Source organism: Streptomyces sp. CA-146814 (assembly GCF_050942385.1).
GTDB lineage: Bacteria > Actinomycetota > Actinomycetes > Streptomycetales > Streptomycetaceae > Streptomyces.
On record NZ_CP192068.1, the window covers coordinates 6,931,657 to 6,953,749 of the forward strand.

Consider the following 22,093-nt stretch of genomic DNA (forward strand, 5'->3'; position numbering starts at 1 on the left):
TCGACGACCGGTTTGCGGGGCTACTCCCCTTCGCAGCCGTCAACGATACCCCATCGGCCTCAGAAGGAGCGCGGGTGTTCGAGACGGCATCGCCTCGGTAGAGTCACGGTGATCACCGGTGACCAGCGGTGGTCGTCCTCTACCCCTTTCCCTCTCCCGCCGACCGGAAGTGCCCGTATGAGCCGCCGCCCCCGCAAGGACGTGCCCGCCCAAGGAGCCTCCCGGCCCACCGTGAGCGTCTGCCGTGGCTGCTGCTGCGGCACGGAGAAGATCCCGGGCGTCGACCACGCCGCTCAGCTGGCCCGGCTCCGCTCCGGTCTGGAAGGCGCCGCCACCGTGCGGGCCGTCGAGTGCCTGGACGCCTGTGAGCAGGGCAACGTGATCGTCGTCCAGCCCTCCGCCGACGGTCGCCGCGCCGGAGGCCGACCGGTCTGGCTGGGCCTGGTCAACGACGACCACGCGGAGCAGGACGTCATCACCTGGGCGACGGCCGGCGGCCCGGGACTCGCGGACGCGCCGGACATCCTCGACCTGTACGTGTTCCAGCCCTCGCGCCGGGTCCGGGCGGGGCTGGAGACGCCGTAGTGGGGCGCGGCCCTGCGCTGTAGGGTCCGGCCATGGCCAAGGTGAGCGTCAGTCTGGACGTCGAACTCGTCGTCGAAGTCATGGTCCTCGCGGGCGTGGGCAGCCCGCAGGACGCCGTGGAGCTCGTGGTGCGCGACTACATCGCCCGGGGCCACCGCACCGAGGCGCTGGCCGCCGAGCGCGAGGAGTCGGTACGGGACGTGGAGCCCAAGCCGCAGGCCCAGCAGGGCTGACGGTCTCCGGGCGTGGAGCCCGAGGCTGAGCGGGGCCCCTGCCTCCTGCCCTTACCCGGCCTCCAACAGGTACCCCTCCCGCCTGTGCCCCGGCCTCCAGCAGGTACGGCGCCCGCCTACGCCACCGGCTCTCCGTCCTCCAGTTCCACCGTGCCGCCGCCGGACTCCAGCGCGCCCAGGGCCGCCCGCACCCGGCCCTCCAGCCGTCCGAGCAGGTAGTCGCCCAGGTCGGCCGGAGCGACCAGCTTCCAGGAGAGCAGCTCCTCCTCCTGGAGCCGGATCGCCGCGAGCTGCTCCGGGCCGAGCACGCCGCCGTCGTACAGGTACGCCATGATCGGCGGCCGGCCGGGGCCGCGCACCCAGTCCACGGCGAGCAGCCGACCCGGGGCGATGTCGAGCCCGACCTCCTCCACCGTCTCGCGCCGGGCGCCCTGCCGGGGGCCCTCGCCCGTCTCCGACTCGATCGTCCCGCCGGGCAGCGCCCACCCCTCGCGGTAGTTCGGCTCGACGAGCAGGACCCGGCCTTCGGCGTCCCGGAAGAGGCACGCGGCTCCGGCCAGGATCTTGGGCAGCCCGGCGATGTACGTGGCGTAGTCGGCATCGGTAGTCGTCATGGGCGTCAGCGTAGTGAGGGAGGGGCGGGCCGGGCCGGCCGTTCCGGACGGCCATGGGCAGATCAGGGGGCATGCGGATAGGGTCGGGGCGGCGCGACTCTGTTCGAAGGCAAGGGATGCAAGGTGACGGACGGAGCAGATGTGGAGACCGCCCGCGTGCTCGTCGCGGCGGACAAGTTCAAGGGCTCGCTCACGGCCGTACAGGTCGCGGAGCGGGTGACGGCCGGGCTGCGGCGCGTCGTCCCCGGCGTACGGGTGGAGACCCTGCCCGTCGCGGACGGCGGCGACGGCACGGTCGCGGCGGCGGTGGCCGCCGGGTTCGAGCGGCGTGAGGCGCGGGTGACCGGGCCTCTCGGGGACCCGGTGACGGCGGCGTACGCGCTGCGCGAGTCCACCGCCGTGGTGGAGATGGCCGAGGCCTCGGGCCTCCAGCACCTGCCCGACGGGGTGTTCGCCCCGCTCACGGCCACCACGTACGGCTCCGGCGAACTGCTGGGGGCCGCGCTGGACGCCGGTGCGACGACCATCGTGTTCGGGGTCGGCGGCAGCGCCACCACGGACGGCGGCGCGGGCATGCTCGCCGCGCTCGGGGCCCGCTTCCTGGACGCGGACGGCAAGCCCGTCGGCCCCGGCGGCGGGGCACTGGCCGAGCTGGCCGAGGCCGATCTGTCCGGGCTCGACCCGCGGCTGAAGGACGTGGACCTGGTCCTGGCCAGCGACGTGGACAACCCGCTGACCGGGCCCAAGGGCGCACCCGAGGTGTACGGGCGGCAGAAGGGCGCGAGCGAGGAGGACATCGCGGTCCTCGACGCGGCCCTGAGCCATTACGCCTCCGTCCTGGGGCCGGAGACGGCGGCCCTGCCCGGCGCCGGAGCCGCGGGCGGTATCGGCTACGGGGCGCTCGTCGCCCTCGGTGCCCGCTTCCGGCCGGGCATCGAGGTCATGCTCGACGTCCTCGGCTTCGCCCCCGCGCTCGCCCGCGCCACGCTGGTCATCACCGGCGAGGGCTCGCTCGACGAGCAGACCTTGCATGGCAAGGCCCCGGCCGGAGTCGCCGCGGCCGCCCGGGATGCCGGGATCGAGGTCGTCGCGGTCTGCGGCCGCCTCGCGCTCTCCCAAGAGGCCCTGAGCGGGGCGGGCATCGCGCGCGCCTACGCCCTGGCCGACCTGGAACCGGACCCGGCACGCTCGATGGCCGAGGCCGGTCCGCTGCTGGAGCGGGCGGCCGAGTCGATCGCGCGGGACTTCCTGAGCTGATCAGCCTTCTCGGCCGGCCGCCGGACAGGGCTGGTCGTACGCAACGTACGACCAGCCCTTCTCCCTCCCGCTCCGGCCGCCCCTCACCCCCGCCCCGCCGCCGACAGCCGCAGCGCGTCCAGCGCCAGCACCGTCTCGACCAGTCCGCGCGGGTGCGACAGCGACCGTGAGGTGAGGCGTTCCAGGCGGCGCAGCCGGTTGAACACCGTGTTCCGGTGGCACCGCAGCCGAACCGCCGCCCGCCCCACCGAGCCTCCGCACTCCAGCCACGCCTCCAACGTCCCGACCAACAGGGCCCGTTCCGCCGGGGCCAGCGCCAGCAGCGGGCCGAACACCTCCGCGACCAGCCGCGCGGACAGCTCCGGCGCGGCCGCCACCAGGGCCGCCGGCCACCGGTCCTCCGGCGCCACGGTCTCCCGCGCCTCCAGCGCCCCGGCCGAGGACCGCACCTCCGCCGGCGCCCGCTCCCCGGCCCGCGTCTCCCGCCGCATCCCCGCCTCCGTCCGCCGGACCGGCGACCGGCGCCCCTCGCCCGCTGCCGGGACATCCGACGGGACACCGCCGCGGAGGCGGCCGTCCGGGCCGGTCCCGCCGGTGACCGATGAGGATGCCACCGGCCGCACGGACCGGACCCCGCCCGCCGCCGCCTCTGTGCGCGTGCACAACGAGGCCCTCCGATCGCTGGTCGCCCGCATCGACTCCGCCCCGCGCCGTGGACGCGCGCCCCGCCCGGTGCTGGTCTGTGGCACCACACGAAGCCACACCCCCACAGACCAGCACGACATGAGAAGGCGGAAGGAGGAGGACGCATGGCAACGCTAGAGATCCGCGCACTGTCCGTCGGCTACGGCCCGGTCCGCGCTCTGCGCGACATCTCCGTCGATGTGCCGGACGGCGCGATCACCGCCGTACTCGGCGGCAACGGCGCGGGCAAGACCACGCTGCTGCGGGCCGTATCGCGGACCCTCGGCTTCCACCGCGGTACGGGCACCGGCACCATCCGGTTCGACGGCCGTCCCCTGGAGGGGCTGCGGCCCGCCCAGGTGGTGGCCGCGGGTGTGGTCCAGGTACCGGAGGGCCGGCAGGTCTTCGCCCGGATGACGGTGGCCGACAACCTGCGCGCGGGCGCCCTCGGCGCGCGCGGCGGGCGCAAGCAGACGAACGCCGCGCTGGCCCGCGTCCACGCGCTGTTCCCGGTCCTCTCCGACCGCGCGCACCAGCGGGCCGGGCTGCTCTCCGGCGGCGAGCAGCAGATGCTGGCGATGGGCCGCGCCCTGATGGCCGGGCCCCGGCTGCTCCTGCTGGACGAGCCCTCGCTCGGCCTCGCCCCGCTGATGGCGGCCCGGATCGCGGAGACCGTGCAGGAGATCAACGCGAGCGGCACCTCCGTCATGCTCGTCGAGCAGAACGCGGCCATCGCGCTGCGCCTGGCCTCGACGGCGTACGTCCTCGATGTCGGCGAGGTCGCCCTGCACGGGCCCGCCGGTGAACTGGCCGCCTCCGACGAGGTGCGCCGCCGCTATCTCGGCGTGGTCGACGAGGAGGCCGCAGCCGACGCCGACGTGGCCTCCCGCAACCGGCGCACCTTGAGCAGGTGGTCCGCGTGACGACCGCACCGGCACCCGCGACCGGCACCACCACGGCCGCGCTCACCGTCACCGACGTGACCGTACGCTTCGCCGGCCTCACCGCTCTCGACGCCGTCTCCTTCACCGTGGAGCCCGGCAGCGTGCACGCCGTCATCGGCCCCAACGGCGCGGGCAAGTCCACCTGCTTCAACGTCCTCTCCGGCGTCTACCGCGCCTCCGCCGGCACCGTCCATCTCGGCACCACCGAGCTCACCGGACTCGCGCCGCACGCCATCGCCGCGCTCGGCGTCGCCCGTACCTTCCAGAACATCGCGCTCCCGCCGCACGCCACCGTCGCCGACAGCCTGCTGCTCGGCCGCCACCGGCTCACCCGCTCCGGCTTCCTCGCCACCGGCCTCCGGCTGCCGTCCGCCGCCCGCGAGGAGCGGCGCCACCTCGACCGGGTCCGCGAGATCGCCGCGTTCATCGGCCTGGAGGCGGCGTTGGAACGCCCGGCGGGCTCACTCCCGTACGGGCAGCAGAAGCTCGTCGAGCTCGGCCGCGCGCTCTGCATGGAGCCGCGGGTCCTGCTCCTGGACGAGCCGATCGCCGGAATGACCGCCGACGAACGCCGCCGTACCGCGGCCGTCGTCGCCGACGTACGCGACAGCCTCGGCATCTCCATCGTGCTGGTCGAGCACGACATGGGCGTCGTGATGCGGCTGGCGGACGCGGTGACCGTACTCGACTTCGGACGCAGGATCGCGGGCGGCACCCCCGCCGAGGTCCAGAACGACCCGGCCGTCGTCCAGGCCTACTTGGGAGCACCGGAATGACCACGTTCATCGAACTCCTCCTCGGCGGCCTGTCGATCGGTTCGGTCTACGCACTGATCGCGCTCGGCTTCGTCGTCATCTTCAAGGCCACCGAGGTCGTCAACTTCGCCCATGCTTCCCTGCTGTTGGCGGGCGGTTACGTCACCGCCGTCCTCCACGACGACATCGGGTTCTGGCCCGCGCTGCTCGTCGGCATTGCCGGAGCGGCGACCGTCGGCGCGGCCATCGAGTTCTTCGTGATGCGCCGCTACCGGGGCAGCGACCACAGCGTCCTGGCCATCGTCACCATCGGCGTCGACATCCTCCTCATCACCGAACTCACCCGCCGCATGGGCACGGACGTCCTCGCACTCGGCGACCCGTGGGGCAACGAGGTCGTCCAGATCGGCGGGATCACCCTCGCCCAGACCAGGATCGCCGCGTTCCTCGCCGCCGGGCTCCTCATCACCGTGTTCCTGCTGGCCTTCCGCTACACCTCGTGGGGCGTGTCGATGCGGGCCGCCGCCGAGAACCCGCAGACCGCCGCCCTCATGGGCATCAAGCTCGGCAGGGTCTCGCTCGCCGCCTGGGCCGTCGCCGGAGCGCTCGCCGCCGTCGCCGCGCTCTTCCTCACCGTCTTCCCGACCCCCGGCCTGGAACGCGCCACCTCGCTCGCCGCGCTCAAGGCGTTCCCCGCGGCGATCCTCGGCGGACTCGACTCCACCACCGGGGCGTTGGCCGGCGGACTCATCGTCGGCGTCACCGAGTCGCTCGCCACCGGCTACCAGAGCGACCTCTCCTTCCTCGGCCGGGGCATCGGCGATCTGGCGCCCTATCTGGTGATGGTCGCGGTCCTGCTCATCCGGCCGGCCGGACTCTTCGGCACGAAGGAGCTGGCCCGTGTCTGACACCACCGCCGAGGCCGCGCCCGAGGCGGCAACCACGCCCACCCCCGAGCCTGTTGGCGCTCCGAGCCTCACCGACCGGCTGCGCCGGCCCCGTACGTATGCCGTCCTCATCGCCTCCGTCCTGCTCCTCGCTCTTCCGTTCTACCTGGACCGCTTCTGGCTCCAGGCCGGACTGTTCGCGATGGCGGCGGCGATCGGTGCCATCGGGCTCAACATGCTCACCGGCGCCACCGGCCAACTCTCCATGGGGCACGCCTTCTTCCTCGCCGTCGGCGCGTACGGCTACTGCATCCTGGCGGGCGAGTCCAGCACCGAGAACGGCCACACCCTGACCGGGCTCGGGCTGCCCACCTGGCTGGCCGCGATCCTCGCCGTGGCGCTGACCGGAGCTGCCGGAGGGCTGTTCAGTCCGATCGCCGGACGGCTGCGCGGTGCGTACCTAGGCATCGCGACCCTCGCGCTGATCTTCATCGGGCAGCACGTCCTGTTCAACGCGGGCTCCCTGACCGGTGGTTACAACGGCCGGGAGGTACCGCCGCTCTCCCTCTTCGGGTTCACCTTCGACGACAGTGAACTCGTCATCGCCGCAGTGCCGTTCGGCTCCTCGGAGAAGCTCTGGTACGCGGGCCTGGCCGCTTTGCTGCTCAGCGCCCTGTTCGCCCGCGGCATCCTGCGGGGCAGGCCGGGCCGGGCGATGAACGCCATCCGCGACCACCGGATCGCGGCAGGCGTGATGGGCGTACCGGTGGCGCGCTACCGGGCCGGCGTCTTCGTCCTGTCGTCGATGTACGCGGGCCTCGCCGGCGTCCTGCTCGCACTGGTCTTCCAGCGGACCGTGCCCGAGTACTTCGGCATGATCCTGTCGCTCGAATACCTCGCCATGATCGTCATCGGCGGGCTCGGCAGCGTCGCGGGAGCCGTCGTCGGCGCCTTCTTCGTCTCCCTGCTCCCGCAGGTGCTCACGCACTACAGCGACTCCCTCCCGCTGGTCTCCGCCCCCGGTACGGGCGGCCTGGCACCCGGTGAGGCGTCCCGCTACCTGTACGGCGCCGCGGTGGTCGCGGTGGTCCTGTTCCTGCCCGGCGGCCTCGCCCGCCTCGGCCTCGCACGCCCGCGCCCCGGCGCCGGGCGCCCGCGTCGCTTCACGCGTCCGAAGAAATCAGGGGAGAAGAAATGAAACTCAGAGCGCTCACGGCCGTGGTCGCGGCCCTCGCCGTCACCCTCGTCGGGTGCAGCGGCAAGGCGACCGAAGGAAAGGGCGACGGGCAGGACGAGAGCGGGATCAAGACCGGGCCCGGAGTCTCCTCCTCGACGATCTCGCTCGGTGTCCTCACCGACATGACCGGCGTGTACGCCTCGCTCGGCAAGAGCGTCACCCAGGCCCAGCAGCTGTGGGTGAAGCAGATCAACGCCAAGGGCGGCATCTGCGACCGGAAGATCGAACTGACCGTACGCGACCACGGCTACGACCCGCAGAAGGCCATCGCCGGATACACCGAGCTGGAACCGAAGGTGCTCGGCTTCGCGCAGTTCATCGGCTCGCCGTTCGTCGCCGCCGTCGAGCAGCGGATCGACGGCAAGGACAAGGGACTTGTGCTGCCGCAGGCCTGGTCGGCCAACCTGCTCGGCTCGCCGTACATCCGCGTCGTCGGCGCCACGTACGACGTCGAGACCATCAACCTGATCGACCACCTGCTCAAGGAGAAGCGGATCGCCGAGGGCGACAAGATCGGCCACGTCTACTTCGAGGGCGACTACGGCGAGAACGCGCTCACCGGCTCCAAGCACGCCGCGAAGGAAGCCGGGTTGACCGTCGTCGAACAGAAGATCAAGCCGACCGACAACGACATGACGGCCCAGGTCGCCGCCCTCAAGCAGGCCGGAGTGAAGGCCGTCGTCGTCAGCGCCGGTCCGCGCCAGGCGGCCTCGCTCGTCGGCGTCGCGGCCGCCACCGGCTTCAACGTCCCGGTCGTCGGCAACAACTCCGCCTACGCCCCCCAGCTGTTGAAGACCCAGGCGGGTCCGGCCCTGCTGAAGGACTACTACATCGCCTCCTCCACGCTCCCCATCGGCGACCCCGGTGACGGCCCGTCGCTGCTGGCGAAGGAGTACGCCGCGCAGTACCCGAACGACGTCCTCGACAACGGCGTCGTCGCGGGCTGGACGGCCGCCTCCATCTTCGGCGAGGCGCTGGACAAGGCGTGCGACGACAAGGACCTCACCCGCGAGGGCGTGGACAAGGCGCTGCTCACGATCAAGGGGTACGGAACGGAGTTCGGCGTCACGCACGACTTCTCCGACCCGGCGGCGCCGTCCACCCGGGAGAGCGTCATCATGAAGCCGGACGCCACGGTCCCCGGCGGCCTGAAGGTCATCAGCCCGGCGTCGGTCTCCGAGGCGGCGAAGTCGTTCACGGTGAAGTGACGCGTTGAGTAGGTGAGTCGGGCCCGGCCGCGAGGGATGCGGCCGGGCCCGATCCCGTACGGCCGCTCAGCTCGTGTACGCCTCCACCTCCGAGAGCTGCGCGGCCGGCCAGCCGGTGTTGCCGGTGAACGCCAGCCGCAGATAGCGGGCCGAGGTCCCCGGCAGGGTGACCGTGGCGGTGTTCCCGCTGGACGGGTTGAAGGTGTAACCCGCCGACGCCTTGAGGGTGTTGTACGTGGAGTTGTCGGTGGACCCCAGCACGCTGAGGGTCTGGGAGCGCGTGGCCCAGGCGGCTGCCGGAGGCAGCTTCAGCACCACCCGCTTCACGGCTTTCGCCGAGCCCAGGTCGACCGTGAGCGTCTGCGGGAAGGCGTTGTTGCGGCTCTCCCAGTACGTGTTCGGGTTGCCGTCCACCGCGTTTCCGGCGCCGTAGACGTCGACGTGGCTGCTCGCCGTCACCGCACGGCCCTGCGCGAGGTTGCCGGTCTCCTCCGGCGGGTCGGTCGGGCCCGGCGGGTCGGTCGGGCCGCCGGGTCCGCCGCCGCCCGGCACTCCGCCGTTGGTCCACACCGGAGGCGGCCAGACGCCCGTGCAGGCGGGCGGATCGGCGTACCAGCCGGAGTTGCCGGAGCCCCGGGTGATCTGGAAGCCCGCGCCGACACAGTTGTGGATCGGGTTGGACTGCGCGATGTTCGTGGCGACGACATCGGTGAACGTGGCCCGGCCCGGCGACTGGATCTGGAGCGCGTAGGTCCCCGCCCCGTCGATCCTCACCCGGTTGAAGTTCAGCCCGTTGCTCGCGCCTTCGATGAGGTGGATCGCCGCGTAGGAGCTGTCCAGGATCTCGGTGTCGGTGACGTTGACCGTCGCGCCCTGGATCGGTTCGTTGAGTCCGCTGAACCAGACGGCTCCGACGCCGAACTGCCAGTTGAAGTCGTTGTTCCCGGTCCGGATGAGCGTGTTGCGGGCGGCGGTGTGCGTACCTGAGACAGCGGTTCCACGAACGGAGTTGACCCCGGGGTAGCGGTTGGCGATGTGCAGGCCGCCGCCGTTGGTGATGGTGTCCGACATGACGTTGTCGGAGATCGTGATGTCCTTGCCGCCGTACGTCACGATGTTGTTCGCCAGGATCGGCAGGATGACGGTGTTGAACGTGAACTTGTTGTTCACGTTCGGGATGTTCTCCGCCCACATGGCGAGGCCGTCGTCACCGCTGTTGCGGACGAAGGTGTTGGTGACGGTGGAGTTGGTGACGCCGTAGTGGAAGTTCACCCCGTCGGCCGTCTGGTCCAGGATCCGGGTGTTCTTCATGGTGAAGTTGTTCATCGGGCCGGTCAGCCAGGCGCCGCACTTGGTGTGCTGGAGCCAGAGGTTGTCGACGACCGAGTCCGAGAGCGAACCGCCGATGGCGTTCACCTGGTCGTCGTCGATCCGCTCGCGGATGTCGCCGATGATCGCGAAGTCCTTGAGCGTGACGTTCGAACTGCCGCCCTGGGACGCGTACTTGCCGTAGACGCCGACGGCCTTGTGGCGCTCCGTGGGATGCCGGCCGGTCAGCACGCTGTACCAGGGCCCCGCGCCGCGCAAGGTCACCTTGTCGACGATGATGTGGTCCTGGACCTTGAACGTGCCCTGCGGGATGTACACCTCCCGGCCCTGCGTGCGGCCCGCGTCCACCGCCGCCTGGATCTTCGCCGTCGCGTCCGCCGCGCCGGTCGGGTCGGCGCCGAAGTCGCTCACCACGTCCAGCGCTCCGGAAGGCCTGCCGATCGGCGCGGCGACCTGCTCGAAGTCGGCCAGGTCGATGGTGAAGGTGGGGGACTGGGCGGTGGAGGAGACCTGGAGGCGGACCTTGGCGCCGGTCGGCAGGGTGGAGCCGAACATGGTCCGGGTCTCGTCGTAGAAGTGGTGCGGGTTGGTGTCGCCGGGGTTGTTGTTGAACGGGTAACCCCCGTAGTACCAGCCGTACTTCGAGGTCACCGGCACGCTCTTGAGCTGTGTTCCGTTGACCCGCACGTCGATCGCGGCGTCCCGGCCCGTCCCGGCGGCGTTGTCCGGCAGCGAGTAGCGGAAGGTCATGGCGTTGGCCGGTGCGGTGAGCGTGAACTCCACGTACTCACCGACCGCGTCGAGCGTCACGGCCTGGCGGCCCGAGGCCTCCGAGGGCAGTGAGCCGTAGAGCCGGTTCGGGCCGATGAGCGTGCCGTTGGTCGCGGCGTACTCGGCCTCGTGCTCCTTGAACGGGACGGTCGCCCCGCGGCCGGGCACGTTCAGCGGCGAGGGTGCGGGGACGGCGGCGGCAGCGGCGGGCGGCGCACCGGCCACGACGATCGAGGTGGCGGCGGCCAGCGCGGTGAGGGCCAGCGCCAGGGAGGCGGAGAGGGAGCGCCGCAGGATGCGGCCGGGGCGTGGAGGTGGTGGGGGAGGGGTCACGGGAGGTCCGTCCTTGCGGCTCGGGGGCTCTGCGGACGCCCTGAGGCTAGGAGAGACCCCGCAAGGACGTCTATGCCGCTGCGCAAAATATTGTCCTGGAAGCTCAAATTAGCGACTCAGAACGGGATGTGGCGGGCTGTCACACCGGGCAAGACCTCAAAAGTCCGTGAAATCAGCCGACTTGATCAGACCTCACGCCCGTCCATCCCGATGTACCGGAAACGACCCCGCTCCACGCGGTAGATGAAGACCCCGGTGCCGGTGTACATCCCGTTGGCGGCCTCGAACGCATAGCTCTTGGACACGCCCTTGTACCGCGTCGACCGCAGCACCGGCAGCATGTCCTGCCGCGTCACACGCTCCCGGCCCATCCCCTCCGCACAGGCCGCGATCAGCCCGACCGCGTCGTACGCCTCGGCGGCCAGCAGCGGCGGTGCGCTGTCGAAGCGCTTGCGGTACGCGGCGGCGAACGGATGCACCGAGGGTACGGAGGCGGGGTCGGCGGCCGTCGACACGACCAACCACCCCGCCGCGTCCTCGCCCGCCTCCGCCAGGAACCGGGGATCGTGCACGGCCTGGGTGCCGATCTTCGGCCCGAGGAACCCCGCCTTCGTCAGCGCCCGAGCGAACCGCCCCGCATCCCGCCACCCGCCCCCGTACACCACCGCCCCCGGCTTCTTCGCCACGATCCGCTCCGCCTCGGCGTCCAGATCGGCCGTGCCTTCCCGGACCGTCTCCGCGAGGACCGTCCGCCCGTTGCCCCGCAGCCCCGCGTCCAGGAACCGGGTGGTCTGGCGGCCGTACTCGGTCCCGTCGTCCACCAGCGCCACCGTGTCGATCCCGTACGCGCCCAGGAACTGCGCCACCGGCAGCATCTGCATGTCGTTGCGCGGCCGGGCGCAGAGGAAGACCCGGTTCAGGTTCCGGGTGTCGCCGTCCACCACGCTGAGCAGCGGCAGCGCCGCCTCGTCGTACGCCACCAGCGCCTCGCGCGCCGCGTCCGCGCCGGTCGCCCCGATCGCCGCCACCAGCAGCGGATCCTCGGCGAACCGCCGTACGGCCGCCGTGGCCTTCTCCTCCGCGCCGCCGTCGTCGGCCACCACCAGGCGCAGCGTGAACGACGCGTCCTCGCGGGCGTTGTGCTCCTCGACCGCAAGCAGCGCCGCCCGCTCCTGGCCCTTGCCGGTGGCCGCCGACGGACCGCTGAGGTCGGCCTGCAGCCCGATACGCAGCTCGGGCCGGGCGGCCGCCTTGTCGCCGTCCCCCTTCCCGCCCGGGTCCTTCTCGCCGCCGAACGCCGTGGCCAGCCAGGCGGTGGTCCCGCCCGCCGCCGCGAGGACCGCGCCGCCGGTGACGTACGCGAGGAACCGCCGGCGCCCGGGAGCGGCAGGCACGGCGGTGGTGTCCCGGCCCGCGGCGCCGGTCTCCACCGTGGCACCGGCGTCCAGGCTGGTCGCCTCGATGTCGGGCAGGGCCAGCATCCTCGCCGAGCGCTCGGCGATGAGGTGGGTCACCGGACCGGGCAGCCAGCTGCCGCCCGAGGCGTCCTCGGCGAACGCGCGCCGGATGTCCCCGGCCGTCGGCCGCCCCTCCGGCTCCTTCGACAGGCACGCCTCCACCACCTGCCCCAGCCCCGGCGGCAGGTGGTGGAGGTCCGCCGGGTCGTGCACCGTACGGAAGAGCATCGCCTCGACCGGGCCGCTGCCGAACGGCCGCCCGCCGGTCGCCGCGTACACCAGCACACAGCCCAGCGAGAAGACGTCGCTCGCCGGACCGATCCGCCGGCCCTGCGCCTGCTCCGGAGAGAGGAAGCCGGGCGATCCGACGATGGCGTCCGTCGCCGTGAGGACCGTGTCGTCCAGGGCCCGCGCGATCCCGAAGTCGATCAGCCGGGGCCCGTCGAGACCCAGCAGAACGTTGCCGGGTTTCACGTCCCGGTGGACGAGCCCCGCGCCGTGGACGGCCTCCAGCGCCTCCGCCAGCATCGAGCCGAGCGCCCGCACACTGCGCTCCGGCAGCGGAGCACCACCGCCCACCGCCTCGCTCAGCGGCGGACCCGGCACGAACTCGGTGGCCAGCCACGGCGCGGCCGCCTCCGTATCGGCGTCCACCACCGGCACCGCCCACCGGTTGCGCACCTGCCGGGCGATCGCCACCTCGCGCCGGAACCGGGTGCGGAACCCGGCGTCGTCCGCGTACTCGGCCCGGATCAGCTTGATGGCTACCAGCGCACCGCCGGGCGACCGCCCCAGCAGGACCACACCCATGCCCCCGGCACCGAGCCGGCCGAGGACGCGGTACCCGGCGATGCGCGCCGGGTCGGTGGAGCGGAGCGGTTCCATCAGCGGTTACGTCCCTGCGTCGTGATCGTGTCGTCGTCCGTCCGGAGGCGCTCCGGACCTACTTCAGTTCCAGCTCGACCCGGTACAGCACCTTGGCGCCGCCCTCGGCCGCGATCCGCAGCAGATCGGTGGTCTCGTACCCCTTGGCGCCCTTGACCGAGACGGCCGTCGTCACCGAACCGATCCGGGACTTGGACCACACGTAGTCCTGCGTGCCGTCCGAACCGGGACCGGTGTACTTGCCCGCCTCGAAGAGCGAGGCGTCCGCGTTGCGCACGTCCTTCTGGTCGAACTGCAGCGACATCAGCCCGCTCAGCTGCTGCCCGCCGCCCAACTCCTGCGCAGGGCACCGGAAGCTCTCCTGCACCGTGTCCTTGATCTCCCGGTCGGCACCTTCGACGGTCTTGTGCACGGTCACGGTCACCGACCCCTTCACCCGCCCCTTGCCGTCCTGCGCCGGGACGTCGAGCCGCCGGGTGAAGGAGTCCAGCACGCCGTCGGGCAGCGCGCTCCGGCTCCAGACACAGGAATCGGACAGTACGGTCCAGGTCCCGGCGGTCTCGTACGGCGTCCCGCGCACCATGCCCGCCGTCCAGTCGGCCTCTCCGAGCGCGGCGTTACGCGTCAGCCTGCGAGCCTCCGCCGCTGTCTTCGGGACCCGCTCCGGCGCGGGCGTGAAGTCGTACGCGCTCGGCAGCGCGCCCGGCTCCTCGGACTCCTGCGGCTTCTCCGGCTCCGGCGACCCGGAGGGCTCCGTGGACCCGCCGGCCTGCCGCGCCGAGGCGGAGGGCTTCGGATCCGGGTCGTCCCCGGCCTTCGAGCCCGCGTTTCCGCAGCCCGCGAGCAGTACGCCCGCCGCCGCGACCGCCACCGCACGTACCGCGTCGAACCTGTGCTTCGCCATCATCGGACCCCCGTCGTCCCCCTGCTCCGCGTCTCCGACCGGGTCGTCGGAGCGTCGGATGCGAGGTGATTCTAGAAGCCCGGCGCGCCGGTTTGACGGCCACCCCGTACTCATCCTCCTGCCGGAACTTCTCAGCCACCGGGAGGGGTTCGCCTCTGGTGCGGGCGGACGGGGCGTGGTAGGCGCGTGGGCCGGTGGCTGAAATCAGGTGCTGGCGCGTGGACCGGGGGCCCGTACGGCGCGGACGGCGGTCCCGTACGGCAGGGGCGGTATCGGGGCGTCGGACGCCTCGTAACCACCGTGTACGGGTTCCGTGTTCGGCGGAAAATTGGTCTGGACCACCTGAAGTGGAGGTGGTTGGCTCGACTCCGGACGAGGGGCCGCCGAGGTGCGGCCCGTTCCGTTCAGGTCCGCGTATCCGCTGCTTGCCCGCGTCCCGCTGAGGAGATCCATCCCTTGATCGACATCGTGGCCGTACTCAGGGCCGAGGACGCCGTACTCGACTTCCTCTCCGTGCTCGCCGACTCCGGACCCGCCGACTCCGGGCCCGCCGACTCCGCGCCCGCCGACCGGCAGGAGCGGAGCCGCGAGGTCCACGTCCTGTTCGGCGACACCGCCGAACACCTGGTGCTCCCGGCGGACCTGCCGCTCACCGAGCGCCTCGCCGCCGTCGCCCGGCACGTCCGGCCCGTCGACGAGAGCGCCGCATCGCCAGGACCGGAGGCGCTGGCCGCACTGATCGAGGCCGCGGCCCGAGGCGCCGAGGCCCGGCTCTGGACCCACTCGCCCGCCGACACCCGGCGCAGCAGAGGCCGCCTCGGCCGGGACGCCGCCGCTGCCGTCGCTCCGGGCGGGCCGGCCGTCCTGCACGCCGTCGGCCACTCGCCGTACCTCCAGTTCATCAGTGACGTGGACCGGCCGCTGGACCGGGAGGAAGTGGGAGCCAAGCTCGGCTTCGTCAACCGGAACTGCGGCCACCTGCTGCGTACCGGGTCCGCCGAGTACGTCGTACAGACCGGGCGCGTCCATGCCACCGAGCGGTTCTTCGAAGCCGGACCGGCGGAGGAGCGTGAGCGACTGTTCGCGCTGCTGGCCAGCCTCGACGAGGACGCGGCCACGGTGGCCGACCCGTGGGAGTTCGCCGCCTCCGCGTACGAGGCCGAGCGGCTGGACGCCACCGTGGCGTGGATCGCCGGGCACTGTCCGCCCGGCAGCGGCCCCCTGGTCGAGGCCGGTGCCTGCGAAGGGGCGCTCACCACCCGGCTCGCCGACAAGGGCTTCACCGTCCACGCGACCGAACCGAACGCCGCCTTCCGCCGGCGCCTGACCGAGCGGGTCGCGGACACCGCCCGGGTCCGGCCCGATTCGCTGGAGGAGCTGGCCGCCGGCCAGGGGCTGCCCGGAGCGGCCTACCTCCTGATCGAGATGCTCTACTACGGCCAGGACCTCGCCCTGCTCGACCGGCTCCCGGCCGACCTGGTCTTCGTCGCCCTCGAACCCGAGACCCTCGCCACCCGGCTGACCCCGTGGCTCGCGAGCACCCCGCACTGGGAGAAGGCGGACGAGACCCGACTCGTCGCGCCCGCGCTGGAGACGGTCTGCGGCGGCCGCGCCTACCTCGGCAAACGCGGCAGCGTCGGCGTCCTGCTGCGGCGCACCGGCGCCTGACGGCGTCCGCCATGTACGACGTCTGCGTCGGCCTCGGCTACCACTGCGAGTCCACCTACCAGCTCCGCCGCATCACCGGCCAGGACCGGGCCCACTTCTTCGACTGGCTCGACCTCGACCTCGTCGCCGTACGGGAGACCATCGCGGCCGACTTCGCCAATGTCCTGCGGCCCGGCCTGTGCGAGCCGTTCAGCAACGGCCTCTGCGTACGGGACCGGGGCTCGAACATCCGCTTCTTCCACGACTTCCACGCCCCCGAGGGCACCCCGCTGACCCCTGACATCGTTGCCGAGCAGTATCCGCGGGTCCGGGAGAAGTTCGCATACCTCGCCGACCGCTGGCGGACGCTGACGGCCTCCCGCTCCCGGGTCCTGTACGTGCACCACGACGCGTTCGACGAGAGCGGCGCCGACGACCTGGCCGCCCTGCACGACCTCCTGCGCTCCCGCTACCCGGACCACGACGGCGACCTGCTCTGGCTGCGCCGTACGCCACCGGAGACCACCGCCGCACTCCCGCCCGGGATCACCTGGTCCACCGTCGCCGCGCGGCCCGGCCGCTGGGAGGGCGACGACACGGCCTGGGACACCGCCCTCGCCGCCCTGGACATCCCCAGGGCTTCCGCACCCTGACCCGCTCCTTCCGGAGGAACCGTGCCCGTACCGCCCCCCTGGCGCACCCTCGTCGTCTCACCGCACTTCGACGACGCCGCGCTCTCCCTCGCCGGGCTCCTGCCCACCCTGCCCGGCCCGCTCGCGATCGTCACCGTCCACGGCGGCCCGCCACCGCCCGGCGCGCCCGTCTCCTGGTGGGACTCCGTCTGCGGCTTCACCACCGCCGCCGAGGCCCACCGGGTCCGCAGCGCCGAGGACGCCCGCGCCTGCGAGCTGCTGGGCGCCGAGCAGCTCCTGATCGACCACCCCGACGGCCCGTACGTCACCGACGGCGAAGGCCCGGACGCTCTGGACGCCCTCCTGAGCGGCCTCGCGCCCACCACACAGGTCCTCGTCCCGCTCGGCACCAACCAGCCCGACCACGAGGCCGTACGCCTCCGCGCCGAACGCGCCCTCGCCGCCGCCGGAGCCCCCGCTCCCTGGGTCTACGCCGACCTGCCCTACACCGGCCACCTGCCGGAGTGGGGCACGCCCCAGGCGTCCGGGGCGCTGGCCGCCAGCCAGAAGTGGGGCACCGCCTACCAGGAGCTCACCCGCCGCCACCGGGTCACCGTCGAGCGCGAGCTGGTGCTCTCCGACGAGCAGTGGGCCGCCAAACGCGCGGCGGTCCTCAGCCACGCCTCGCAGCTCGCCGCCCTCTCCCCGGACCACGGCACCTTCCTCGCCCGCTCCGGCCCGCTGCGCGCCGAACTGATCTGGAGCCTGGAGCCGTGGGAGCCGCGCCCCGGCGAGTGAGACCGACCGCCCGGAGCCTGCGGACGGAGCGGCCGGACGGGCCCGGGCCCTGCGGAGGGAGCGGCCGGATGGAATGGTGGGTTCCGGTAAGCCCGACGGCTCGGCGACAGGGGACCTCATGGCCGACGGATTCCCGCTTCCCGCGCGGCGCGTCCCGTGGGCGCTGGCCGTGCTCGCGCTGGTCGGCGGCTTCCTGCTGAACCTCCTGGCGCCTCGTCCGTACATGGGCCTTCCGCTGCTGGCGGCGGCCGGTCTGGTGGCCGGGGCGATGCTCTCGTTCCGGGCGGCGGCGGTCGTCGCGGGCATCGCGTGCGCGGTGACGCTGGCGCTGGACCTGCACCACGGCCGGCCCGCCGACGCCCTCTACGTCGACCTGGCGGTGGTGGGCCTCATCGGCGCGCTGGCCCTGGTGGTGAACCGGCTCCTCGCCCGCCAGGTGGAGGATCTGGCGCAGGCGCGGGGCGTCGCGGAGGCGGTGCAGCTGGCCGTGCTGCCGGACCCGCCGACGGCGGCGGGCCCGCTGGCGGTGGCGGCGGGCTACACGGCGGCCCAGACCGAGGCCCGGATCGGCGGAGACCTGTACACCGTCCAGGACACGCCCTTCGGGCCCCGCCTGATGATCGGGGACGTCCGGGGCAAGGGGCTCCAGGCCATCGCGGCGGTCGCCGTCGCCATCGGGGCCTTCCGCCAGGAGGCCGAGTACGCGCCGACCCTGCCCGAGCTGGCCCGCCGGCTCGACGAGGCGCTGGCCCGGGAGGCGGCACGGGCGGGCGGGCCGGCGTCCGACGAGGACTTCACCACGGCCCTGCTGGCGGAGGTCGCGGCCGACGGCGGGACCGTACGCCTGCACAACCGGGGCCACCCGGCGCCGTACCTGGTGCACGGGGGAGAAGTGGTCCGGCTGGACGCCCGCGTGCCGCGGCTGCCGCTCGGCATGGGCCTCGGCGCGGCGGCGGCCGGTCCGGACGAGGCGGCCGACACCGTCGTTCTGCCTCCGGGCGCCTCGCTGCTGCTGGTCACCGACGGCGTCACCGAGGCCCGGGACGCGCGGGGACGTTCTACGACCCGTGCCGCTCGTCACGGCTCCGCAGGAGCCCGTACACCGCGCCCGGGACCCTGGTGGCCGATCTGGCGGCGGACGTCGGGCGGTGGACGGGAGACGGCCACCAGGACGACATGGCGATCCTGGCGGTCACCCGCGCTCCGGCGGACCGGTGACGGAGACGCACGAAGGCCCGGATGCCGGGGAGCATCCGGGCCCTAGGGCCTGTCGTCGTACTGCCGTCTGCCGCACGACGCCTGGCACGCACGCTCGCAGCGTTGCCGGAATGGCCAAGTAGCTCCGCTACGAGACCATTCCGGCGCCTTGCGATCGCACGCACCATGCGCCGCGCGGCCGCCCTTCGGGCAACGACGGCAGTACGACGACAGGCCCCAGCCCTGTTCCGCATACGTAACGCCGCGTCCGTACCGCTACGGGAGCTGCGCCGCCCGTGCCTCGCGCCGGTTGTCACGGAACGTGTTGACCCGTCGCGCGGTGGCGAAGAGCGGGATCACCGCACCGAGGACGACCTGGAGCGCGCAGCCGGTCTGGAGCAGCAGCTGACCGCCCGGCGCGTCGAACGCCCACGCCGCGAGCAGCCCCATCGCACCGACGATCCAGCTGAGCATCGCCACCGCGAGGATGCCCCGCGGCTTCGGGTACTCGACCCGGCTCACCATCAGCCACGCCACCCCGATGATCGCCAGCAGCGTCGGGACGAACGGCAGCTCCAGGAGCACGATCGAGACGACCGTCAGCGCTCCGAAGGGGCTCGGCATGCCCTGGAACATGCCGTCCTTCAAGGTCACACAGGAGAATCTCGCCAGCCTGAGCACCACCGCGAGCAGCACGACGATCGCCGCCAGCGCCGACACCCGCTGGTGGGCGTCGTCCGCGACCATCCCGTACACGAGCACGAAGTAGGCCGGGGCGAGCCCGAAGCTGATGAGGTCGGAGAGGTTGTCCAGCTCGGCCCCCATCGGCGAGGAGCGCAGCTTCCGTGCCACGAGCCCGTCGAAGAGGTCGAAGATCGCCGCCATCAGCATGAGGATCACGGCGGTGGCCGCCGAGTGACGGGCCATGCCCGTCTCCTCGCTGCCCGTGAGGTGCGGGATGAGGATCCCGGTGGTGGTGAAGTACACCGCCATGAATCCGCACGTGGCGTTACCGAGAGTGAGCGTGTCCGCTATCGACAGCCGCATCGACAGCGGCATGTCCTCCGCGTCGTTGTCGCTCGCCTCGTCGGCTTCCGGAACCCAGTCGGCCTGGGTATTGGGATCAACTACGGTCAATTCGAGTCACCCCCGCGGTGGTGGCCTGGCCGACCTCGACCGCGACATCGATACCTTCCGGAAGGTAGATGTCGACGCGTGAGCCGAAGCGGATCAGGCCGATGCGCTCGCCCTGTTCCACCTTCGTGCCCTGCGGGAGGTACGGCACGATCCGACGGGCGACCGCTCCCGCGATCTGCACCATCTCGATGTCGCCGAGCTCGGTGTCGAAGTGCCAGACAACGCGCTCGTTGTTCTCGCTCTCCTTGTTGAACGCCGGAACGAACCCGCCCGGGATGTGCTCGACCGACGTCACGGTGCCCGCCAGCGGCGCGCGGTTGACGTGGACGTTGAGCGGGCTCATGAAGATCGCGACCCGGGTGCGCCCGTCCTTCCACGGCATGATGCTCTGCACCACACCGTCGGCCGGGGAGATGACCCGGCCTTCGGCGATCTCGCGCTCGGGGTCACGGAAGAACCACAGCATGCCCGCCGCGAGCGCGGTGGTGGGCACGGCCGCTGCTGCCCAGCGCCCGGACTTGCGGGCGCGGACCAGGCTGAGGGCCGCGGTGGCGACGGTCGGGAGGAGCCACGGCGATGCTCCGCGTGCGATGCGGACCCCGCCGCGGGCGGAGATAGGGCTGTCGGGCATGAATGACCTTCGTAGCGGATGATGCCGCGCTGGCAACGGGGGACGGCGGCTTTCCGAAGATGGTATCGGTTGCCGGGCGCAACTGGGCAAGCCAGCAGCCGAGTCGGACTGTCGGACGACCCCCGCCGAAGGTGACCCGGTGTGATGTTCTTCGCCACCAAATCACCAGGAAGGGGACAATCAGCCCTGGAATCGGTACTCCTCGAGGAGTCGCCGACCAATGATCATTTTCTGGATCTCGGCGGTACCTTCACCGATCAGCAGCATCGGGGCCTCGCGGTAGAGGCGCTCGATCTCGTACTCCTTGGAGAAGCCGTAACCGCCGTGGATACGGAAGGCGTCCTCGACGACTTCCTTGCAGTACTCGGAGGCGAGGTACTTCGCCATCCCTGCCTCCAGGTCATTACGCTCCCCGGAGTCCTTTTTGCGTGCTGCGTTCACCATCATCGCATGGGCGGCTTCGACCTTGGTGGCCATTTCAGCCAATTTGAACTGGATCGCCTGGTGCTGCGCGATCGGCTTGCCGAAGGTGTGGCGCTGCTGGGCGTACGAAACACCCAGCTCGAATGCACGCTGTGCGACGCCACAGCCACGCGCTGCGACATTTACCCGGCCGACCTCGACACCGTCCATCATTTGGTAAAACCCTCGGCCGGTCGTGCCCCCCAGGACCCGATTGGCCGGAATGCGCAGGTCGTCCATGATGAGTTCGGTCGTGTCGACGCCCTTGTACCCCATCTTGTCGATCTTTCCGGGGATGGTCAGGCCGGGCCGGACCTCTCCGAAGCCGGGCTCCTTCTCGACGAGGAAGGTCGTCATCGACTTGTGCGGCGCGGTGCCTTCGGGGTGGCCTTCGTCACTTCGGGCCAGTACGGCGACGAGCGTCGACGTCCCGCCGTTCGTCAGCCACATCTTCTGGCCGTTGAGAACGTACTCTCCCCCACTCTCGGCTCCGCTCGAGCGGGAGGTGCCCCCTCCGTCCCACACGCCCTTGGACGTGATCGCCGAGACATCCGAGCCGAGCGCCGGCTCCGACATCGAGAACGCGCCCCGCACCTCGCCGAGCGCCATCCGCGGCAGGAACGTGTCCTTCTGCTCCTGGGTGCCGTGCTGCTTGAGCATGTAGGCCACGATGAAATGCGTGTTGATGATCCCCGACACGCTCATCCAGCCGCGCGCGATCTCCTCCACGCACAGCGCGTAGGTGAGCAGCGACTCTCCCAGACCCCCGTACTCCTCGGGGATCATCAGCCCGAACAGGCCGAGTTCCTTGAGCCCCTCCACGATCTCCGTGGGGTACTCGTCGCGGTGCTCCAGCTGGGTCGCGACCGGAATGATCTCCTTGTCGACGAAATCCCGGACCGTGGAAAGGATTTCCCGCTGGATGTCGTTCAGACCGGCGGTCTGGGCGAGTCGCGTCATGGCTGCTTCTCCTGTGGCTTCACGCGGGTTGGTTGATCGCGCCTAGATGGCGGGCGTCGGGCGGCCCGGCTGCTCGCCGCCCCGCTCCTTGATGTACGTCTCGGTGGGGACCATCACCTTGCGGCGGAACACGCAGACCACAGTGCCGTCCTGCTTGTAGCCCTTGGTCTCCACGTACACGATCCCGCGGTCGTTCTTGGACTTCGACGGGGTCTTGTCCAGGACGGTCGTCTCGCCGTAGATCGTGTCGCCGTGGAAGGTCGGCGCGATGTGCTTGAGCGATTCGACCTCCAGGTTGGCGATGGCCTTTCCGGAGACGTCCGGCACCGACATGCCGAGCAGCAGCGAGTAGATGTAGTTGCCGACGACGACGTTCTTCCCGAAATCGGTCGTCTTCTCCGCGTAGTTGCTGTCCATGTGGAGCGGATGGTGATTCATGGTCAGCAGGCAGAAGAGGTGGTCGTCGTATTCCGTGACCGTCTTTCCGGGCCAGTGCTTGTAGACGGCACCGACCTCGAACTCCTCAAAAGTGCGTCCGAACTGCAT

General features: G+C 71.7%; 19 protein-coding genes and 2 pseudogenes. 12 read left to right on the forward strand and 9 right to left on the reverse strand.

Translation table 11 applies throughout. The annotated features are described in order from the left end of the window. The first annotated feature begins 177 nt into the window (after positions 1–177). Both ACQP09_RS30625 and ACQP09_RS30630 read left to right on the forward strand, forming a co-directional pair. Positions 178–585, forward strand: coding sequence for a (2Fe-2S) ferredoxin domain-containing protein (locus tag ACQP09_RS30625; RefSeq protein WP_433405591.1), 408 nt, complete (start codon positions 178–180; stop codon positions 583–585). A gap of 32 nt (positions 586–617) precedes the next feature. Beyond that, a complete protein-coding gene (locus ACQP09_RS30630) occupies positions 618–818 on the forward strand; it encodes a DUF2191 domain-containing protein (protein WP_433405593.1) in 201 nt (66 codons plus the stop codon). A gap of 116 nt (positions 819–934) precedes the next feature. Here ACQP09_RS30630 and ACQP09_RS30635 read toward each other — a convergent pair whose 3' ends face one another. Continuing rightward, positions 935–1,432, reverse strand: a complete 498-nt coding sequence (locus tag ACQP09_RS30635; RefSeq protein ID WP_433405596.1) for an NUDIX domain-containing protein — start codon at positions 1,430–1,432, stop codon at positions 935–937. Positions 1,433–1,573: 141 nt separating this feature from the next. On the opposite strand from ACQP09_RS30635, the gene ACQP09_RS30640 reads away from it, so the two are divergent. Further along, positions 1,574–2,689 carry a glycerate kinase gene (locus ACQP09_RS30640; RefSeq protein ID WP_433406815.1) on the forward strand — a complete coding sequence of 372 codons (1,116 nt, stop codon included), beginning with the start codon at positions 1,574–1,576 and terminating at the stop codon, positions 2,687–2,689. 83 nt (positions 2,690–2,772) lie between these two features. On the opposite strand, the pseudogene ACQP09_RS30645 reads toward ACQP09_RS30640, so the two are convergent. Then, positions 2,773–3,084: pseudogene (locus ACQP09_RS30645) on the reverse strand (helix-turn-helix domain-containing protein); the annotation flags it as partial. 414 nt (positions 3,085–3,498) lie between these two features. On the opposite strand from ACQP09_RS30645, the gene ACQP09_RS30650 reads away from it, so the two are divergent. Genes ACQP09_RS30650 through ACQP09_RS30670 form a run of 5 tightly spaced genes read left to right on the forward strand, consistent with a single transcriptional unit; the run spans position 3,499 to position 8,404 of the window. After that, positions 3,499–4,296: an ABC transporter ATP-binding protein gene (locus ACQP09_RS30650; protein ID WP_433405599.1), complete on the forward strand. Its 798-nt coding sequence runs from the start codon at positions 3,499–3,501 to the stop codon at positions 4,294–4,296. Further along, on the forward strand, positions 4,293–5,093 hold the full coding sequence (locus tag ACQP09_RS30655; protein WP_433405601.1) for an ABC transporter ATP-binding protein: 801 nt from the start codon (positions 4,293–4,295) through the stop codon (positions 5,091–5,093). Before ACQP09_RS30650 ends, ACQP09_RS30655 begins: the two co-directional genes overlap by 4 nt. Beyond that, on the forward strand, positions 5,090–5,980 hold the full coding sequence (locus ACQP09_RS30660) for a branched-chain amino acid ABC transporter permease (RefSeq protein WP_388081908.1): 891 nt from the start codon (positions 5,090–5,092) through the stop codon (positions 5,978–5,980). The genes ACQP09_RS30655 and ACQP09_RS30660 overlap by 4 nt, the downstream gene beginning before the upstream one ends. Continuing rightward, complete coding sequence (locus ACQP09_RS30665; protein ID WP_433405604.1) at positions 5,973–7,157, forward strand: branched-chain amino acid ABC transporter permease; 1,185 nt, start codon at positions 5,973–5,975, stop codon at positions 7,155–7,157. Before ACQP09_RS30660 ends, ACQP09_RS30665 begins: the two co-directional genes overlap by 8 nt. Then, positions 7,154–8,404 carry an ABC transporter substrate-binding protein gene (locus ACQP09_RS30670; protein WP_433405607.1) on the forward strand — a complete coding sequence of 417 codons (1,251 nt, stop codon included), beginning with the start codon at positions 7,154–7,156 and terminating at the stop codon, positions 8,402–8,404. Before ACQP09_RS30665 ends, ACQP09_RS30670 begins: the two co-directional genes overlap by 4 nt. A gap of 66 nt (positions 8,405–8,470) precedes the next feature. On the opposite strand, the gene ACQP09_RS30675 is transcribed toward ACQP09_RS30670, so the two are convergent. From ACQP09_RS30675 to ACQP09_RS30685, 3 genes are all read right to left on the reverse strand, one after another. After that, on the reverse strand, positions 8,471–10,837 hold the full coding sequence (locus ACQP09_RS30675) for a discoidin domain-containing protein (protein WP_433405609.1): 2,367 nt from the start codon (positions 10,835–10,837) through the stop codon (positions 8,471–8,473). Between the two features lie 185 nt (positions 10,838–11,022). Then, positions 11,023–13,179: a bifunctional serine/threonine-protein kinase/ABC transporter substrate-binding protein gene (locus ACQP09_RS30680; RefSeq protein WP_433405612.1), complete on the reverse strand. Its 2,157-nt coding sequence runs from the start codon at positions 13,177–13,179 to the stop codon at positions 11,023–11,025. A gap of 58 nt (positions 13,180–13,237) precedes the next feature. Next, the gene (locus tag ACQP09_RS30685; protein WP_433405613.1) at positions 13,238–14,086 is read right to left on the reverse strand and encodes a hypothetical protein; all 849 of its coding nucleotides are present in this window, start codon (positions 14,084–14,086) and stop codon (positions 13,238–13,240) included. A 453-nt stretch (positions 14,087–14,539) separates the two neighbouring features. Between ACQP09_RS30685 and ACQP09_RS30690 the strand changes: the two genes are divergently transcribed. From ACQP09_RS30690 to ACQP09_RS30705, 4 genes and pseudogenes are all read left to right on the forward strand, one after another. Next, positions 14,540–15,751, forward strand: coding sequence for a hypothetical protein (locus ACQP09_RS30690; protein ID WP_433405616.1), 1,212 nt, complete (start codon positions 14,540–14,542; stop codon positions 15,749–15,751). Positions 15,752–15,762: 11 nt separating this feature from the next. After that, positions 15,763–16,383, forward strand: coding sequence for a DUF1796 family putative cysteine peptidase (locus ACQP09_RS30695; protein ID WP_433405619.1), 621 nt, complete (start codon positions 15,763–15,765; stop codon positions 16,381–16,383). Between the two features lie 21 nt (positions 16,384–16,404). Further along, positions 16,405–17,160 carry a PIG-L family deacetylase gene (locus ACQP09_RS30700; RefSeq protein ID WP_433405620.1) on the forward strand — a complete coding sequence of 252 codons (756 nt, stop codon included), beginning with the start codon at positions 16,405–16,407 and terminating at the stop codon, positions 17,158–17,160. Between the two features lie 118 nt (positions 17,161–17,278). Beyond that, positions 17,279–18,378 (forward strand): annotated as a pseudogene (locus ACQP09_RS30705) (PP2C family protein-serine/threonine phosphatase). A gap of 255 nt (positions 18,379–18,633) precedes the next feature. On the opposite strand, the gene pssA reads toward ACQP09_RS30705, so the two are convergent. The 4 genes from pssA to ACQP09_RS30725 form a co-directional block, all read right to left on the reverse strand. Continuing rightward, on the reverse strand, positions 18,634–19,494 hold the full coding sequence (pssA, locus tag ACQP09_RS30710) for a CDP-diacylglycerol--serine O-phosphatidyltransferase (protein ID WP_433405621.1): 861 nt from the start codon (positions 19,492–19,494) through the stop codon (positions 18,634–18,636). Continuing rightward, entirely contained in the window at positions 19,481–20,125 is a 645-nt protein-coding gene (locus tag ACQP09_RS30715; protein ID WP_404071574.1) for a phosphatidylserine decarboxylase, read from the reverse strand. Before ACQP09_RS30715 ends, pssA begins: the two co-directional genes overlap by 14 nt. Positions 20,126–20,305: 180 nt before the next feature. Next, a complete protein-coding gene (locus ACQP09_RS30720) occupies positions 20,306–21,547 on the reverse strand; it encodes an acyl-CoA dehydrogenase family protein (protein WP_355880917.1) in 1,242 nt (413 codons plus the stop codon). Between the two features lie 42 nt (positions 21,548–21,589). Further along, positions 21,590–22,093 carry a MaoC family dehydratase gene (locus ACQP09_RS30725; RefSeq protein WP_432152425.1) on the reverse strand — a complete coding sequence of 168 codons (504 nt, stop codon included), beginning with the start codon at positions 22,091–22,093 and terminating at the stop codon, positions 21,590–21,592.

Coding starts and splice junctions, on each gene's coding strand:
- ACQP09_RS30625 (WP_433405591.1), top strand. CDS start 178: ATGAGCCGCCGCCCCCGCAAGGACGTGCCCGCCCAAGGAGCCTCCCGG.
- ACQP09_RS30630 (WP_433405593.1), top strand. CDS start 618: ATGGCCAAGGTGAGCGTCAGTCTGGACGTCGAACTCGTCGTCGAAGTC.
- ACQP09_RS30635 (WP_433405596.1), bottom strand. CDS start 1,432: ATGACGACTACCGATGCCGACTACGCCACGTACATCGCCGGGCTGCCC.
- ACQP09_RS30650 (WP_433405599.1), top strand. CDS start 3,499: ATGGCAACGCTAGAGATCCGCGCACTGTCCGTCGGCTACGGCCCGGTC.
- ACQP09_RS30660 (WP_388081908.1), top strand. CDS start 5,090: ATGACCACGTTCATCGAACTCCTCCTCGGCGGCCTGTCGATCGGTTCG.
- ACQP09_RS30670 (WP_433405607.1), top strand. CDS start 7,154: ATGAAACTCAGAGCGCTCACGGCCGTGGTCGCGGCCCTCGCCGTCACC.
- ACQP09_RS30680 (WP_433405612.1), bottom strand. CDS start 13,179: ATGGAACCGCTCCGCTCCACCGACCCGGCGCGCATCGCCGGGTACCGC.
- ACQP09_RS30685 (WP_433405613.1), bottom strand. CDS start 14,086: ATGATGGCGAAGCACAGGTTCGACGCGGTACGTGCGGTGGCGGTCGCG.
- ACQP09_RS30695 (WP_433405619.1), top strand. CDS start 15,763: ATGTACGACGTCTGCGTCGGCCTCGGCTACCACTGCGAGTCCACCTAC.
- ACQP09_RS30715 (WP_404071574.1), bottom strand. CDS start 20,125: ATGCCCGACAGCCCTATCTCCGCCCGCGGCGGGGTCCGCATCGCACGC.
- ACQP09_RS30720 (WP_355880917.1), bottom strand. CDS start 21,547: ATGACGCGACTCGCCCAGACCGCCGGTCTGAACGACATCCAGCGGGAA.
- ACQP09_RS30725 (WP_432152425.1), bottom strand. CDS start 22,093: ATGCAGTTCGGACGCACTTTTGAGGAGTTCGAGGTCGGTGCCGTCTAC.